Origin of the sequence: Microbacterium sp. NPDC060117, assembly GCF_042729315.1 — a bacterium.
Classification (GTDB): domain Bacteria; phylum Actinomycetota; class Actinomycetes; order Actinomycetales; family Microbacteriaceae; genus Microbacterium.
Genome location: NZ_JBHWXR010000004.1, coordinates 727,353 through 742,603, shown reverse-complemented (window position 1 = coordinate 742,603; position 15,251 = coordinate 727,353). Strand labels below are relative to the sequence as shown.

Here is a 15,251-nt window from a genome sequence, read left to right as displayed (position 1 = left end):
TCCGGCGGCGCGGGAGGTGCGTCAGCCGGCGCGCGCGACGTCGTGCAGTGCGTCCACCATCGGCAGCAGCTCGGGCTGCTCCGCGGCATCGGCGAGCACGCGCTCCAGGGTCTCGTCGTGCACCGGGCGGGCACGCTCGTACAGCTCCTGCCCGCTCGCCGTCAGCTCGGTGTAGATCCCGCGACGGTCGTCGACGCACAGGATCCGGGTGAGCAATCCCCTGTCCTCGAGACGGTTCACGAGTCGCGTGGTCGCGCTCGGGCTGAGCGCCGCGGCCCGGGAGAGCTGCTGCATGCGCATGTGCCAGCCGTCCTGCCGGTCCAGCGCCTCCAGCACGGTGTACTCGACCACCGACAGTCCTGCCTCGGTCGACAGAGCGCGCTCCAGCTCCGCCTCGATCATGGCGTGCAGGGCGGCCATCGTGCGCCATCCGCGGGCGCGGATCTCGACGGCGTCATCGGCGATGCCCATGGATCCTCCAAAAGGTCGTTGCTTGCGCTTTCTATTTGCGCGTGCAAGTATTGTGATCACCGACGCAAAAACCCGCGTCTGCAACTATCTCACTGTACCAGGAGTTCCCCCATGCCTCTCGGCCTGATCGCCCTCGCCCTCGGCGCCTTCGGAATCGGCCTCACCGAATTCGTCATCATGGGCCTGCTGCCCGAGGTGGCCGCCGACTTCGGCGTCACCGAGGCCGCCGCCGGCTGGCTCATCTCCGGCTACGCCCTGAGCGTCGTCGTCGGAGCGCTGTTCCTCACCGCCGCCACCACGCGCCTGCCCCGCAAGCCCGTGCTGCTCGGCCTCATCGTGCTGTTCATCATCGGCAACGCGCTCACCGCGCTCGCCCCCGGGTATGGCCTCGCCATGGTCGGCCGCATCATCGCCGCCCTCACGCACGGCGCGTTCTTCGGCATCGGCTCGGTTCTGGCCGCCTCGCTCGTCCCCGCCGCGAAGAAGGCGGGCGCGATCGCGATCATGTTCACCGGCCTCACCGCGGCGAACGTGCTCGGTGTGCCCTTCGGCACCTTCCTCGGCCAGCAGCTGGGCTGGCGGGCCACGTTCTGGGCGATCGCGATCATCGGCGTCGTCGCCTTCGTCGGGATCGCCCTGCTCGTGCCCGCAACGCACGACATCGCCCCGACCCGCCTGCGCGACGAGCTCGGCGCCTTCCGCTCCGGCCAGGTGTGGCTGTCACTCACCGTGACCGTGCTCGCATACGGAGGCATGTTCGGCGCGTTCACCTACATCGCCTACACGCTCACCGAGGTCAGCGGGTTCGCCTCGACCATGGTGCCGTGGCTGCTGGTGCTGTTCGGCCTCGGCCTGTTCCTCGGCAACTGGGCCGGCGGCAAGGCCGCGGACCGGTCGATCGACGGGACCCTCATCGTCTTCATCGCGGCCCTCGTCGTCGTGCTCGCAGGCTTCGCGCTCGTCGCGTCGAACGGCCCGGCCACCGTCGTGGCGCTCTTCCTCATGGGCGGCTTCGGGTTCGGCACGGTCCCCGGGCTGCAGTCCCGGATCATGGGCTACGCCGCATCGGCCCCGACGCTCGCGTCCGGTGCGAACATCGGCGCCTTCAACGTCGGCAACGCCCTGGGCGCCTGGGCCGGCGGTGTTGGCATCGCCGCGGGCCTCGGCTACACCTCCCCCATCTGGATCGGCGCCGGCATCACCGCGCTGGCCCTCGTCGTGATGGTCGTCGCCGCGCTCACCGCGCGTCGGGCCGTCGCACATCCGGGTGCCGCGAACGCGACCACCACCGCGACGCCGGTCCCGGCCGCCGCCGTGCGCTGACCCGACGCACCCTCCGACACACCAGTCTCCGCACCGCACACAGAAGGACGAACGACATGACCGTTCCCACCATCACGCTGAACAGCACCGTCACGCTGAACAACGGCGTGACCATGCCCCAGCTCGGCTTCGGGGTCTTCCAGGTCCCCGACGACGAGACCACCGCCGCCGTAGCGCGCGCTCTGCAGACCGGATACCGCAGCATCGACACCGCCGCGATCTACGGCAACGAGCGCGGGGTCGGCCGCGCGATCGCCGAATCGGGCATCGCGCGCGACGAGCTCTTCATCACCTCGAAGGCGTGGAACGCCGAGCAGGGCTACGACGCGACGCTCCGCGCGTACGACGCGAGTCTCGAGAAGCTGGGCCTGGATGCCCTCGACCTCTACCTGATCCACTGGCCCGAGCTCGGCGGCGGCGACTACACCGGCACCTGGCGCGGGCTCGAGGCGCTCTACGCCGATGGCCGGGTGCGCGCGATCGGCGTCTCGAACTTCGAGCCCGCGCACCTCGGCCGGATCCTCGAGAGCGGATCCGTCGTCCCCGCGGTCAACCAGGTGGAGCTGCACCCCGCATTCCAGAACCGTGCGGTGATCGCCGCGAACGCCGCCGCCGGCGTGGTGACCGAAGCATGGAGCCCGCTCGCCCAGGGCGCCGTGCTGCAGGATCCCGCCATCACCGCCATCGCAGCCCGGCACGGCCGCACCCCCGCCCAGGTGGTGCTGCGGTGGCACCTGCAGCAGGGCCGGGTGGTGATCCCGAAGTCGGTGACCCCGAGCCGCATCGCGGAGAACTTCGACGTGTTCGGCTTCGACCTCGACGCCACCGAGCTCGCCGCGATCGACGGCCTCGACCGCGACGGGCGCACAGGCCCGCACCCGCACGAGTTCCACGGCTGATCGCCCGACGAAGCGGGTGGATCCGGTCTCAGTAGACTGGATCCACCCGCGGGAGTGGTGAAATTGGCAGACACGCAGGATTTAGGTTCCTGTGCCTCCGGGCGTGTGGGTTCAAGTCCCACCTTCCGCACGAAAGCGCTGACGGGACGGCCGGAGGTCGTCCCGTCAGCGCTCTGTCGTTCTGCGCGCCGCTCTCCCAGCCGGGCGAGACCTGTCCGCTCTAGACTTCACAGAAGCCGGCATCTCGGCGACCACTCCAGCGACGACTCCACGGACGGGAATCACCTGTGCACCACGCCGCCCTCATCCCCTGGCTCGACCCGAATGTCATCATCAACGGCGCCGGCCCCTGGGCGCTCGCCGTGGTGCTGTTCATCATCTTCGCCGAGACCGGCCTGCTCATCGGGTTCCTGCTCCCGGGCGACACGCTGCTGATCATCTCGGGTCTGCTCACGCACACCAACCACGTGTTCGGAGTGGAGATCTGGGCGGTCGGCCTGCTGATCGCACTGGCGGCGTTCCTCGGCGGCGAGGTCGGCTATCTGATCGGGCACAAGGGCGGTCCTGCGGTCTTCGAGCGCAAGGAGTCCGGCCTGTTCAGCAGGAAGAACGTCGAGCGCACGAACCACTTCTTCGAGCGCTTCGGCGGTCTCACGGTGATCCTGGCCCGTTTCGTGCCGGTGGTGCGCACCTTCGCCCCCGTCGCCGCCGGCGTCGGGCACATGCCGTGGCGCAAGTACAGCCTGTACAACCTCATCGGAGCCCTGATCTGGGGCTTCGGACTCACCTACGTCGGCTACCTGATCGCGTACATCCCCTGGATCGCCGATCTCGTGACCAAGTACATCGACGTGATCCTGCTGGGCGTCGTCGCGCTCACCCTCGCCGTCACCGTCTGGCACTACTTGAACGAGCGCCGCAAGGCGAAGAAGGAGTCCGCCGCCGGGATCCCGGCCGTCGAGCCGGAGATCTGAGCGGGGTTCAGCCGACGTCGCGGCTGTCCGCCTCGCCGGAACCGCCCTCCGCGGCTGCGGCGCGCGCGGCCTTCGACTTCTCGACGCTCGCCCGCAGCGCCTCCATGAGATCGATGACCTCGCCGCCCTTCTCGGCAGGCGCGAACGTCTCCTCGGTCTCGAACGCCTCGCCCTTCTCGATCTTGGCGTCGATGAGCGTGCGCAGCTCGACCTGGTATTCGTCGACGAAGGCGCTCGGGTCGAAGTCGGCGGAGAATCCGTCGACCAGCGACGCCGACAGCTCGAGCTCCTTGTCGGAGACCGTGACCTCCTCCTGCAGGATGGGGAAGTCGGCTTCGCGCACCTCGTCGGCCCACAGCAGCGTCTGCAGCACAAGGACATCGCCGCGCACCCGCAGGGCCGCGAGCCTCGTCTTCTGCCTGAGGGTGAACCGCACGATCGCGGTGCGGTCGGTCGCCTCGAGGGTCTTGCGCAGCAGCACGTAGGCCTTGGGCGATTTCGAATCCGGCTCGAGGTAGTACGCCTTGTCCAGCGTCAGCAGATCCACCTGGTCCGACGGCACGAACTCCACGACGTCGATCTCGCGGCTGCGCTCGGCCGGCAGGGACTCCAGGTCCTCCTTGGTCAGCACCACGGTCTGCGACTCGTCCTGATAGGCCCGGTCGATCTCGGAGTAGGCGACGGTCTCGCCGCAGATCTCGCACACCCTCTTGTAGCGGATCCGCCCGCCGTCCGCGTCGTGCACCTGATGCAGCGCGACGTCGTGGTCCTCCGTCGCCGAGTACACCTTGACCGGCACATTGACCAGGCCGAAGGTGAGCGAGCCCTTCCAGATCGTCCTCATGGCACCAGTACACACCACTGCCACGGGCGCGGGATAGCCTGACGGCATGGCAGACGGCCCGCAGTTCGCGCGCATCGGCGAGCGGCGTCTGCGCGTGACGAACCTCGACAAGGTGGTGTACCCGGCCACCGGCACCACCAAGGGCGAGGTGATCGACTACTACGCGCGGATCGCCCCGCAGCTGCTGCCTGTCCTCGCCGGACGTCCGGTCACGCGCAAGCGCTGGGTGGAGGGCGTCGGCACCGCGGAGGATCCGCAGGGCTCCTTCTTCGCCAAGCAGCTCGAACCGGGGGCGCCGGCGTGGATCCCGCGGCAGGAGATCCCCCACTCCGGAGGGGCGAAGGACTATCCCCTCGTCGACGAGGTCGCGACCCTCGTCTGGATGGCGCAGGTCGCCGCGATCGAGCTGCACATCCCGCAATGGCGCTTCGCCCCCGACGGCGGTCGCGGCAACCCGGATCGCCTCGTCCTCGACCTCGATCCGGGACCGGGCGTCACGCTCGCGCAGTGCGCCGAGGTGGCGTTCATGGCGCGAGGCATCCTCGACGGCATGGGCATGGATCCGGTCCCGGTCACGAGCGGCAGCAAGGGGATCCACCTCTATGCCCACCTGCCCGGCGATCGGACCAGCGAGGAGATCTCGGCCTTCGCGCACGCCCTCGCCCGGGCGATCGAGGCGGATCGCCCGGATCTCGTGACGAGCGTGATGACGAAGACCCTGCGTGCCGGGAAGGTCTTCCTCGACTGGAGCCAGAACAACGGCAAGAAGACGACGATCGCGCCCTACTCCCTGCGCGGCCGCCCAGAGCCATGGGTCGCGGCCCCTCGCACGTGGGAGGAGCTGCACGCTCCGGACCTCCGGCAGCTGCGGTTCGACGAGGTTCTCGAGCGGGCGCAGAGCGGCATGGATCCGTTCGCGACGATCTCCCGCGCGGATCCCGACGCCACGCCCCCCACCGGCACGGGCGTCCGAGCAGACCGGAGCGCAGCGATCGGTCCCTCGGCCGCGCAGGCATCGGGTCTGGCGGGAGACGGTGACTCGCGAGCTCGCGAGCGGATCACCGTCGGGGGATTGCGCGGTCGAGGGTCCGAGCGCGGAGTGGCCCACGAAGCGGAGCCAGGAGCGGATCTCCCCGCGTACTCCCCCATGCTCGCGGACCACGGCACCCCCGGCACCGCCCGTGTACTGGGCTGGGCTGAGATCAAGTGGGACGGGATCCGTGCGATCGGCACATGGAAGGACGGCCGGTTCCGGTTGCGCGCGCGCAGCGGCACCGACATCACCGACCGCTACCCCGAGCTCACCGCGGACGGTGCCCCCGGATTCCCCGTCGGCGAAGCGGTGGTGGACGGCGAGATCGTCGCGCTCGACTCCGCGGGCCGGCCCAGCTTCCACCGCCTTCAGGATCGGATGCATCTCACCCGGGCGCGCGAGATCGAGCGCGAGGTGGTCCGCACCCCCGTGCGCTATCACCTGTTCGACCTGCTGCATCTGGAGGGCCACGACCTCACCGGCCTCCCCCTTCGCGACCGTCGTGAGCTCCTGGAGCAGATCGCGGCGGATCTGCCCGCGCCCGTGCTCGTGCCGCCGGTGTTCGACGACGTCGATGCGGCGCTGGCGACGAGTGCGGCGCTCGACCTGGAGGGCGTCGTCGTGAAAGACCCCGCGTCGGCGTACGCGCCGGGCGCGCGATCGCCGCGCTGGCTGAAGATCAAGCTCACGCGTGCGCAGGAGGTCGTGATCGTCGGCATCCGCCCGGGCAAGGGCGACCGCGCCGGGCGCATCGGGTCGCTGCTGCTCGCGATCCCGGAACCCGCGGCGCCCTCGGGGCTGCGTTATGTGGGGCGAGTGGGCACCGGATTCACCGATCGCATGCTGCAGGACCTGGGCGCGCGGCTGGAGGCGTTGCGCGCGTCGAATCCCGCAGTCGACGGCGTCCCCGTCGCCGATGCATCCGACGCGCTGTGGGTGCAGCCGGAGCTCGTCGGAGAGGTCGAGTTCGCGAACTGGACCGATGACGGCGTGCTGCGCCACTCCCGGTGGCGCGGGCTGCGCCCGGACAAGTCCCCGGCAGAGGTCGTCGTCGAGTCCTGATCCGCCCGAAGCCTGCCCGTCAGGCGTGCACGGCCTCGCAGTCGCCGGCGTTGCCGGATCCCGAGGCGTCGGGCTCGATCTGGAAGGTGGAGTGCTCCACGTCGAAATGCTCCGCGAGGCAGGCCTGCATCTGGACGAGGAGCGCCGATGCTCCCCCGTCGGCGAGCAGCGCGGGCTGCACCGACACGTGCGCCGTGAAGACGGGCGCACCGCGGGTGAGCTGCCAGACGTGCACGTCGTGCACGCCGGTGACGCCCGGGTAGTCGAGCAGATGCTGGCGGATCTCGCTCACCGCGGTTCCCTTCGGCGCCGACTCAGCGAGCACCGAGAACACCTCGCGCAGCAGCGAGACCGCCCGCGGGATGATCATGGCGGCGATCACGAGCGAGGCGATCGCATCGGCCGGCATCCAGCCCGTCGTGATGATGACGATCGCGGCGACGATCACCATCGCGGATCCGATCAGATCCCCCATCACCTCCAGGTACGCGCCGCGCACGTTGATGCTCTCCCGCTGCGCTGCGCTGAGCAGCCACATCGAGATCGCGTTCGCCACGAGACCGACGGCGGCCACGACGAGCATGAGCGTTCCGGCGACCTCGACCTCGGTCGGATGCAGCAGCCGGGAGACCCCCTCGAACGCCACCCAGGCGGAGAGCAGGATCAGGATGATCGCGTTGATGAGCGCTCCGAACACCTCGGCACGCTGGTAGCCGAACGTGCGTCGATCGTCGGCGGGACGGGCCGCGACCGCGCTCGCGATGAGCGCGATGACCAGGGCGGACGCATCGGTGAACATGTGCGCCGCATCGGCGAGCAGAGCCAGCGACCCGCTGAGGATCGCGCCGACCACCTGCACCAGCATGATCGTGCTGGTCAGCGTGAGGGAGATCGCCAGCAGGCGACGGTGGCCTGCGGAGCGGATCCCGGAGGCGGGGGCATGATCGTGCATGCATCCAGGGTAGAGCCGGGATCCCCCGGTCGGAGGCGTTTTCGCCTAGTCGGGAATGGGGATGATTCTCACTAGCGATCGACGCTCCGGGGGCGGCCCGCGGCCGCCGGGGTCAGAGTCCCGCGAGCAGCGGCACCAGCGCGACGAACGCGCGGGCGCGGTGCGACTCAGCCTGCTTCTCCTCGGCGCTGAACTCGCCGACCGTGCGCTCGGCGCCGCTCTGCCCGTCGGGGACGAACACCGGGTCGTACCCGAAGCCTCCGTCGCCGACGGCCGCGTGCGCGAGGCGGCCGGGCCACTCGCCTCGGACCGTCCACTCGCGTCCGTCCGGAAGCACCAGGGCGATCACGCTGACGAACTGCGCGGCGCGGTGCGGATCCGCGATGTCGCGCAGCTGGTCCAGCAGGAGGTCGCGGTTCGCGATCGCGTCCTTCCGCTGCCCGGCCCAGTACGCGGAGAACACGCCGGGCGATCCGCCCAGCACGTCCACGGCGATGCCGGAGTCGTCGGCGAGCGCAGGCAACCCGGTGTGCGCAGCCGCCGCACGCGCCTTGATGAGTGCATTCTGCTCGAAGGTGACGCCGTCTTCGACCGGCTCGGGGCCGTCGTACCCGACCACGTCGAGATCGGGGCGGGTCGCCGCGACGATCCCGCCGAACTCGGCGACCTTGTGCGGATTGTGCGTGGCGAGGACGATCCTCACGCCTGCTCCTCGACGAGCGCGGCCGCCTGCCGGTCGCGGAGGTCGGCGCAGCCGTTCACACCGAGCTCGAGCAGCGCGTCGAGCTCGCGCTTGTCGAACGGCGCGCCCTCGGCCGTGCCCTGCACCTCGACGAAGAGCCCGCGGCCGGTCACGACGACGTTCATGTCGGTCTCGGCGCGCACGTCCTCGACGTAGGCCAGGTCGAGCATGGGCTCGCCGTCGATGATGCCGACCGAGACCGCGGCGACGGAGTCGTGCAGCACCTGGGCCTTCTGCCCGATGAACTTCTTCTTGCGCCCCCACTCGATCGCATCCGCCAGCGCGACATAGGCCCCGGTGATCGCCGCTGTGCGGGTGCCGCCGTCGGCCTGCAGCACGTCGCAGTCGATCACGATCGTGTTCTCGCCGAGCGCCTTGGTGTCGACGACCGCGCGGAGGGCGCGACCGATCAGACGCGAGATCTCGTGGGTACGGCCGCCGATCCGACCCTTCACGCTCTCACGGTCGTTGCGCTCGTTCGTGGCCCGCGGCAGCATCGCGTACTCCGCGGTGACCCAGCCCTTGCCCTTGCCGGTGAGCCAGCGCGGCACGCCGTTCGTGAACGACGCCGTGCACAACACCTTCGTGTTCCCGAAGCTGATCAGGGCGGATCCCTCGGCCTGGGCGCTCCAGCCCCGTTCGATCGTGATCGGGCGGAGCTGGTCGACGGTGCGGCCATCGGTGCGGATGGTGGACTCGGTCATGGGATCTCCTTGAGGTGGGGAAGGTCGATGACGCCGGTCTGCACGAGCCGGACGCCCCGCACCTCCTGGCCCATCAGGCGGTTGGCGAGGGCGGTGAAGTCGTCGGCGGAGGCGCCGGTCGCCTCGTACACATAGCGGGGGCGGGAGTCGGCCGGTGCGAGCAGGTCGCCCCGCACGAGCTGGCGGTACACGTCTCCGGCGGTCTCGTCATCGCTGGAGACGAGGGACACGCCCTCGCCCATGACGTAGCCGATCGCACCCCGCAGGAACGGGTAGTGGGTGCAGCCGAGCACGAGGGTGTCGACGTCCGCGTCGCGCAGCGGCGCCAGGTACTCCTCGGCGACCCGGAGCACCTCCGGGGTGTCCGTGATGCCGGCCTCCACGAACTCCACGAATCGCGGGCAGGCGGCGGTGAACACCTCGAGGTTCTCGTTCACCTCGAGCATGTCCTGATAGGCCCGGGATCCGATCGTGCCGACCGTGCCGATCACGCCGATCCGGCGGTTGCGGGTGGTCGAGATCGCCCGGCGGACCGCCGGGCCGATCACCTCGACGACGGGCACGTCGTAGCGCTCGCGCGCATCGCGCAGCATCGCCGAGGACGCGGTGTTGCACGCGATGACGAGCATCTTCACGCCCTGGTCGACGAGCGTGTCGAGCACCTCGAGCGCATAGCGGCGCACATCGGCGATGGGCTTCGGCCCATAGGGCGAATGCGCGGTGTCGCCGATGTAGACGAAGGATTCCCGGGGCAGCTGCGCCCTGATGGCCCGCGCGACGGTGAGCCCGCCGACCCCGGAGTCGAAGATCCCGATCGGCGCGTCGTTCATGATGCTCCAGCCTAGTCGCCGGATCCGCGCGGTCCCCACCCGGCGTGCGTCCTATGCTGTCGATCATGACCGCGTCCAGCGCCCTCAAGACCGACCGCTACGAGCTCACGATGCTGGAGGCCGCTCTGCGGGACGGCACCGCGGCGCGGCAGAGCGTGTTCGAGCTGTTCTCCCGGCGCCTGTCCGGCGGACGCCGGTTCGGCGTGGTCGCGGGTACCGGGCGCCTGCTCTCGCTGCTGCGCGACTTCCGCTTCGGCGATGACGAGCTGCGCTACCTGCGCGACGCGAAGGTCGTCGACGCCGACGCGCTCCGCTATCTCGAGGGCTACCGCTTCTCCGGCACGATCCGCGGCTACCGCGAGGGCGAGCTGTACTTCCCGGGTTCCCCGATCCTCACCGTCGAGGGAACCTTCGCCGACGCCGTGATCCTGGAGACCCTGGCGCTCAGCGTGCTGAACCACGACTCCGCCGTCGCCACCGCCGCCAGCCGGATGAGCATCGCCGCAGGCGAGCGCCCGCTCGCCGAGATGGGGTCGCGCCGCGCCGCGGAGGACTCCGCGGTCGCCGCCGCCCGCGCCGCGTTCATCGCCGGGTTCGGCGCGACGAGCAACCTCGAGGCGGGGCGCACCTGGGGCATCCCCACCATGGGCACCGCCGCGCACTCCTGGACGCTGCTGCACGACAGCGAGGAGGACGCCTTCCGCGCCCAGATCGCCGCCCTCGGCACCGGCACCACCCTGCTCGTGGACACCTACGACATCCGACGGGGCGTCGAGACCGCCATCCGCGTGGCCGGCACCGGGCTGGGCGGTGTGCGCATCGATTCCGGAGACCTGCCGATCATGGCCGCCGAGGTGCGCGCGCAGCTCGACGAGCTCGGTGCGACGGGCACGAGGATCACCGTGACCAGCGACCTCGACGAGTACGCGATCGCCGCTCTTGCCGCCTCCCCCGTGGACTCCTACGGCGTCGGTACCTCGGTCGTCACCGGATCCGGCTACCCCACCGCGAGCATGGTCTACAAGCTCGTCGCCCGCCAGGGCTCGGACGGAGGCTGGGTCGCCGTCGCGAAGGCGTCGGCGGACAAGGCGTCCAAGGGCGGGCGCAAGGCTGCGTTCCGGGTGCTGGCCGACGGGGTCGCGCAGTCCGAGACCGTGCTCGTCGCGGACGGCTTCGAGGAGCTCGGCGCGCAGGACCACCCCGACGGGCGTCCGCTGCAGGTCACCCTGGTCGAGGGCGGCGAGATCGACACCGCGTTCGAGGACCCTGCGGGCACCGTCGCAGCACGCGAGCACCACCTCCGGGTCCGCGAAGAGCTGCCGGTGCGCGCCCTTGCGCTCAGCAAGTCGGACCCGGCGATCCCGACCGTCTTCGAAGACGTCCGCTAGGACCGGGCCTGTCGAAGGCTCAGCCGACCATCGACTCGTAGATCTCCTTGCACGTCGGGCACACCGGGAACTTCTCCGGATCCCGACCAGGCGTCCACTTCTTCCCGCACAGCGCCCGCACGGGCTTGCCGGTCAGGGCGGACTCGAGGATCTTCTCCTTCTTCACATAGTGGGAGAACCGCTCGTGGTCTCCCGGCTCCTGGAGCTCCTCGTTGAGGAGCTGCTCGAGTTCGCGATCGAGGGTGGCTACGCCACCCTGATCCGGGGCATCCAGCGGGGTACTCATGACCGCGAGTCTAATCGCGCAGGGCCGGGTCGGCGCCGCGATCGCACGCATCCGATCGCCTCGCCACCGGCGTCGACCGATCACACGGTCTCGACGAACTCCATCAGCTGAGCGCCACGACGATCGAACGCGCGCCCGCCGGTCTGCACGCCCAGGAACAGCACGGCGGCGCCCATCAGCACCCCGGTCCACAGCGCGGGGGCGGCGGAGACTTCATCCGAGACCAGCGCCGGCCACGCCAGAAGCAGGGCGGGGAGGCTGAGCACGACGGCGCCGATCAGAGTGCCGGCCTGACCCAGCGCGCCGCCGCGCGCGCGCTGCGGCTGCTGGAACGGGCTGTCGCCCGGACGCGAAACGGCGTACGGAGCGACCGCCGACAGGATGCTCGACAGCCCGAGACCGGTCAGCAGGAGGCTCGCGACCACGCCCACGAACATCGGCAGCAGGGACCAGCGCCCGATCACGGCGAGTGTGACGGAGATCGCCACTGCCAGGGTCGGGATCGCGATCAGCAGGACCGGCACGAGCCGGCCCAGCCGGTCGGGCACGCCCTTCACGCCGCTGGCGACATGGATCCAGAACGCGGTCGAGTCATAGGCGACGTCGTTGTGCGGGAGCCAGCCGAAGAACAGCGCCATCACTGCCACCGGCAGTGCTGCGGCGATCTCGAGCGGCACGCCGGCGACCAGCAGCGGGATGACGGTGAGGGCTCCGGCGATCGGCACGATCACGAAGTTCATGATGTAGCGGCGATCCCGCAGCCAGTAGACGAGGCTGCGCGCGGCCACGGCGCCGAACGCATTCGACGGCAGCAGTCCGAACCAGCCGAGTCCCGGCCGCTCGCGCACCGTCGTCGGTCGCTCGGTGGTGCTCAGGGCCCGCCGTGCGAGCATCAGCCAGCCCGCGGCGACGACCGCGGCCGTCAGCACGGCGACGACGGCCGCGACCCAGGCGGCGCCCGTCCGCTCGGAGGCCACGAGGATGGGGAGCGCCGCAGAGGCGCCGAGCGGCGTCATACCGAGCACGTCGGCGACGCCGTGCAGGACCGGGGGGACGGCCCCGGCCCAGCCGAGCGAGGCCACGAACACGCACACCGGCACGGCGATCACGATCACCGCGAGCGCGAACAGCGCGGTGAGCTCGCGGGAGCGCCGCTCCGGAAGCAGCCGCGCGCTCAGCGCCATCCCGACCCGCGCCGCGAGCACCGCCGTGACGAGGGTCAGCAGCGCCGAGAGCGCGGCGATGAGCCACGGTGCTCCGAACGAGATCGCGACGATCACCACGGCCACTTGGATCACGAGCAGCGCCAGGCTCGGCACGCTCACGAAGGCGGCGAGGGCGAGCACCGGTGGAAGGCGACGCTCGTCCACGCCGAAGACCGCGAACCGTCGCGGATCCAGCTGGTCCACGGACCCCGCCAGGATCGGCGCGACGAAGAATCCCAGCACCACCGCAGAACTGCCCAGCACGATCACCGTGTGCGCAGCCGCCTCGGAGGTGTGTGCGAGACTGCGGATCGCGACGACCGACACCGTTGTCGCCGCGGCGGTGAGCAGCAGCGCCACGACGGTGCGGACCACCCGGCTGCGGTCGCCTCGCAGCGCTCCGAGCGCCAGCATCAGCCTCAGTCGGAGAACGTGTGCAACCACTCCAGCCCCTCCACCTCGGAGGCCGCACCGGAGAGCTCCACGAAGCGCTGCTCGAGGGTCTGCCCCGCGCGCACCTCGTCGACCGTGCCCTCGGCGAGCACGTCGCCGCCGACGATGATCGCGATCCGGGCGCACACCTGCTCGACCAGATCCATGCCGTGGCTGGAGAGGATGACCGTGCCGCCGTGGGCGACATAGGCCCGCAGGATGTCCAGAATCACACCCGACGACACCGGATCCACCGACTCGAACGGCTCGTCCAGCACCAGCACGCGCGGCGAGTGGATCATCGCGCCGGCGAGCATGATCTTCTTCGTCATGCCGGCGGAGTAGTCCGAAACGACGCGACTCAGCGCGCCGGTGAGATCGAACGCCCGGGCGAGGTCCGCGACGCGCTTCTCCACGACGTCTGAGGGGAGTCCCCGCAGCAGGCCGTAGTAGTGCAACAGCTGGCGCCCGGTGAGCCGGTCGAAGGTCCGCAGTCGGTCGGGCAGCACGCCGAGCGCCCGCTTCGCGGCAGCCGGGTCGGCGGTCTGGTCGATCCCGCTGATCCGCACCGTGCCCTCGTCGGGGCGCAGCAGCCCGGCGATGATCGACAGGGTGGTGGTCTTGCCGGCGCCGTTCGGGCCGACGATGCCGTAGAAGGATCCGGCGGGGACCGTCAGATCGATTCCGCCCACCGCGATCGAGTCGCCGAAGCGCTTGACGAGCCCACGTACGACGAGCGCCTGTCGGTCGGCGTCCTCGACAGGGCTCTGGGACACTGCCGCGGCGTCCTCCACGACGTCCTGCGGCACGGGCGCGTCGACCTCGGGCGCCGTCGAGGGTTCCTCGATCGACCCCGCCTGCACGGGCTCGACCGGCGTTCCCGCGGATGCGGGCTCGACGGGTTCGTCCGTCGTCGAATCCGTCGGCACGGATCCGGAGTCGACGGTCTCCGCCGTCGCGGCGTCAGTCGCCGCCGGCGCATCGGACTCCGTCGCGGCGTCAGTCGCCGCCGGCGCGTCGGACTCCGGCGCACCCTGCACCGAAGCCGCGGTCGTCGCGGCCGCCCCCGAGTCGGTGTCCACAGGAGCATCATGCCCCGTCGCGGCCTCCTGTGGGGAGGGCGTGCGCAGGTCCGGCTCGGTTTCGAACGCGGAGTCCGCTGCAGCGGGCGGATTCACGACCTCCGCAACCGCGGCCGCGGCCTGAGCGGCGATGGCAGCGGGCGCGGTCGAACGAGCGCCGCCTGCCGCCTTCGTACGCGGGGCGCGCTTCGCCGCGGTCGTCGTGGCCGCCGTCGTCTTCGTCGCGCTCGTCTTCGCCGCGGCGCTCTTCGCAGCCGTACTCCTCGCCGCCGTCGTCTTCGCCGCCGTCGTCTTCGCCGCCGTCGTCTTCGCCGCGGCCGTGCGTTTGGCCGTGGTGCGCTGGACCGTCGTGGCAGTCGCCGCCGGGCCCGTGACGTCCCCCGGCGCCTCGGTGCCGGCAGTCGGAGCCGCGCTCTTCGCGGCGCCGGCCGTGCGGCCGGCGGTCGTCGCACCCTTGGCCGTGGCCCGCGGAGCGCGCGCGGCGCGCGGCGTCACCGCTTTCACCGCGGCGACCTTGGCTGCGGACTCCTTCGCCTCCTCGGCCGCGGCCTCCGCCTTGGCCGCGCCCGCCTTCTCCGCCGCCGACTTCGCGGCCGCAGTGCGTGCCGCGCTCGTCCGTGCCGCCGTGCGCTTCGCAGCCGCGGAACGCGCCGCCGCCGCCTGGCTCTCTGCCTTCACCCGCGCCGTCTGCGCGGTCGTCGCTCTGGCGGCGCCGGACGGCGAGCGCCGAGGCTTTGTCGGAGGAGAGGAATCCTTGGGCGCGCGAGGGTCATTGGGAGCTCCGGTCATGCCCTTCACGGTAGCAACCGGCGGTGAGGTGCACGGGGCCGACGACCCGAAGTGACGGGATCCGACGCACAGGATGTCGCCCATGACCAACCTGGGAATGAACCGAGCAGTAGGTAACGGAATGGCATCGCACCCTCTCTGCGCATGAAGGACTCAGGGCGGATCGATACCATGATCTCCGGCACGAGGAAGTGTCCCATCGGTGACGTAACCGTGAACACACGTAACAGGAGCA

The 15,251-nt window shown here is 70.7% G+C and carries 15 protein-coding genes and 1 tRNA gene; 7 read left to right on the top strand and 9 right to left on the bottom strand.

Annotation, left to right across the window (positions count from 1 at the left end; genetic code table 11):
• Nucleotides 1-21: 21 nt before the first annotated feature.
• Nucleotides 22-471, bottom strand: coding sequence for a MarR family winged helix-turn-helix transcriptional regulator (locus tag ACFWCK_RS19090; protein WP_378807336.1), 450 nt, complete (start codon nt 469-471; stop codon nt 22-24).
• A 111-nt stretch (nt 472-582) separates the two neighbouring features.
• On the opposite strand from ACFWCK_RS19090, the gene ACFWCK_RS19085 reads away from it, so the two are divergent.
• From ACFWCK_RS19085 to ACFWCK_RS19070, 4 genes are all read left to right on the top strand, one after another.
• Entirely contained in the window at nt 583-1,794 is a 1,212-nt protein-coding gene (locus ACFWCK_RS19085; protein ID WP_378807335.1) for an MFS transporter, read from the top strand.
• Between the two features lie 56 nt (nt 1,795-1,850).
• On the top strand, nt 1,851-2,693 hold the full coding sequence (locus tag ACFWCK_RS19080; protein ID WP_378807334.1) for an aldo/keto reductase: 843 nt from the start codon (nt 1,851-1,853) through the stop codon (nt 2,691-2,693).
• Nucleotides 2,694-2,741: 48 nt separating this feature from the next.
• A tRNA-Leu gene (locus tag ACFWCK_RS19075) sits at nt 2,742-2,823 on the top strand.
• Nucleotides 2,824-2,980: 157 nt separating this feature from the next.
• Entirely contained in the window at nt 2,981-3,667 is a 687-nt protein-coding gene (locus ACFWCK_RS19070) for a DedA family protein (protein ID WP_233312826.1), read from the top strand.
• Between the two features lie 7 nt (nt 3,668-3,674).
• On the opposite strand, the gene ACFWCK_RS19065 is transcribed toward ACFWCK_RS19070, so the two are convergent.
• Nucleotides 3,675-4,511 (bottom strand): Ku protein, encoded by an 837-nt coding sequence (locus tag ACFWCK_RS19065; protein ID WP_233312825.1) that lies wholly within the window; start codon nt 4,509-4,511, stop codon nt 3,675-3,677.
• 46 nt (nt 4,512-4,557) lie between these two features.
• Here ACFWCK_RS19065 and ligD point away from each other — a divergent pair, with 46 nt between their 5' ends.
• The gene (gene ligD, locus ACFWCK_RS19060; protein WP_378807333.1) at nt 4,558-6,606 is read left to right on the top strand and encodes a non-homologous end-joining DNA ligase; all 2,049 of its coding nucleotides are present in this window, start codon (nt 4,558-4,560) and stop codon (nt 6,604-6,606) included.
• Between the two features lie 19 nt (nt 6,607-6,625).
• Here the strand turns inward: ligD and ACFWCK_RS19055 are convergent, their stop codons facing one another.
• The 4 genes from ACFWCK_RS19055 to murI all read right to left on the bottom strand — a co-directional run bounded on the left by ACFWCK_RS19055 (nt 6,626) and on the right by murI (nt 9,834).
• Nucleotides 6,626-7,558, bottom strand: coding sequence for a cation diffusion facilitator family transporter (locus ACFWCK_RS19055; RefSeq protein WP_378807332.1), 933 nt, complete (start codon nt 7,556-7,558; stop codon nt 6,626-6,628).
• Nucleotides 7,559-7,670: 112 nt separating this feature from the next.
• Nucleotides 7,671-8,261 (bottom strand): RdgB/HAM1 family non-canonical purine NTP pyrophosphatase, encoded by a 591-nt coding sequence (gene rdgB, locus ACFWCK_RS19050; protein WP_233312822.1) that lies wholly within the window; start codon nt 8,259-8,261, stop codon nt 7,671-7,673.
• Nucleotides 8,258-9,004, bottom strand: coding sequence for a ribonuclease PH (gene rph / locus ACFWCK_RS19045; protein WP_233312821.1), 747 nt, complete (start codon nt 9,002-9,004; stop codon nt 8,258-8,260). Before rph ends, rdgB begins: the two co-directional genes overlap by 4 nt.
• Nucleotides 9,001-9,834: a glutamate racemase gene (gene murI, locus ACFWCK_RS19040; RefSeq protein WP_378807331.1), complete on the bottom strand. Its 834-nt coding sequence runs from the start codon at nt 9,832-9,834 to the stop codon at nt 9,001-9,003. The genes rph and murI overlap by 4 nt, the downstream gene beginning before the upstream one ends.
• Before the next feature lie 65 nt (nt 9,835-9,899).
• Here murI and ACFWCK_RS19035 point away from each other — a divergent pair, with 65 nt between their 5' ends.
• Complete coding sequence (locus ACFWCK_RS19035) at nt 9,900-11,222, top strand: nicotinate phosphoribosyltransferase (RefSeq protein ID WP_378807330.1); 1,323 nt, start codon at nt 9,900-9,902, stop codon at nt 11,220-11,222.
• Between the two features lie 19 nt (nt 11,223-11,241).
• Here the strand turns inward: ACFWCK_RS19035 and ACFWCK_RS19030 are convergent, their stop codons facing one another.
• The 3 genes from ACFWCK_RS19030 to ACFWCK_RS19020 form a co-directional block, all read right to left on the bottom strand.
• Entirely contained in the window at nt 11,242-11,508 is a 267-nt protein-coding gene (locus ACFWCK_RS19030; protein WP_045272272.1) for a DUF3039 domain-containing protein, read from the bottom strand.
• 80 nt (nt 11,509-11,588) lie between these two features.
• On the bottom strand, nt 11,589-13,127 hold the full coding sequence (locus ACFWCK_RS19025) for a hypothetical protein (RefSeq protein WP_378807329.1): 1,539 nt from the start codon (nt 13,125-13,127) through the stop codon (nt 11,589-11,591).
• Between the two features lie 5 nt (nt 13,128-13,132).
• On the bottom strand, nt 13,133-14,227 hold the full coding sequence (locus ACFWCK_RS19020) for an ABC transporter ATP-binding protein (RefSeq protein ID WP_378807328.1): 1,095 nt from the start codon (nt 14,225-14,227) through the stop codon (nt 13,133-13,135).
• 130 nt (nt 14,228-14,357) lie between these two features.
• Between ACFWCK_RS19020 and ACFWCK_RS19015 the strand changes: the two genes are divergently transcribed.
• Nucleotides 14,358-15,071, top strand: coding sequence for a hypothetical protein (locus ACFWCK_RS19015; RefSeq protein WP_378807327.1), 714 nt, complete (start codon nt 14,358-14,360; stop codon nt 15,069-15,071).
• The last annotated feature ends 180 nt before the right edge of the window (nt 15,072-15,251 follow it).

Bases quoted from the DNA above. Each gene is read 5' to 3' on its own strand.
- ACFWCK_RS19015 (WP_378807327.1), top strand. From the start codon at position 14,358: ATGGCAGCGGGCGCGGTCGAACGAGCGCCGCCTGCCGCCTTCGTACGC.
- ACFWCK_RS19025 (WP_378807329.1), bottom strand. From the start codon at position 13,127: ATGCTGGCGCTCGGAGCGCTGCGAGGCGACCGCAGCCGGGTGGTCCGC.
- ACFWCK_RS19030 (WP_045272272.1), bottom strand. From the start codon at position 11,508: ATGAGTACCCCGCTGGATGCCCCGGATCAGGGTGGCGTAGCCACCCTC.
- murI (WP_378807331.1), bottom strand. From the start codon at position 9,834: ATGAACGACGCGCCGATCGGGATCTTCGACTCCGGGGTCGGCGGGCTC.
- ACFWCK_RS19090 (WP_378807336.1), bottom strand. From the start codon at position 471: ATGGGCATCGCCGATGACGCCGTCGAGATCCGCGCCCGCGGATGGCGC.
- ACFWCK_RS19035 (WP_378807330.1), top strand. From the start codon at position 9,900: ATGACCGCGTCCAGCGCCCTCAAGACCGACCGCTACGAGCTCACGATG.
- rph (WP_233312821.1), bottom strand. From the start codon at position 9,004: ATGACCGAGTCCACCATCCGCACCGATGGCCGCACCGTCGACCAGCTC.
- ACFWCK_RS19085 (WP_378807335.1), top strand. From the start codon at position 583: ATGCCTCTCGGCCTGATCGCCCTCGCCCTCGGCGCCTTCGGAATCGGC.
- ACFWCK_RS19080 (WP_378807334.1), top strand. From the start codon at position 1,851: ATGACCGTTCCCACCATCACGCTGAACAGCACCGTCACGCTGAACAAC.
- ACFWCK_RS19065 (WP_233312825.1), bottom strand. From the start codon at position 4,511: ATGAGGACGATCTGGAAGGGCTCGCTCACCTTCGGCCTGGTCAATGTG.
- ligD (WP_378807333.1), top strand. From the start codon at position 4,558: ATGGCAGACGGCCCGCAGTTCGCGCGCATCGGCGAGCGGCGTCTGCGC.
- ACFWCK_RS19055 (WP_378807332.1), bottom strand. From the start codon at position 7,558: ATGCACGATCATGCCCCCGCCTCCGGGATCCGCTCCGCAGGCCACCGT.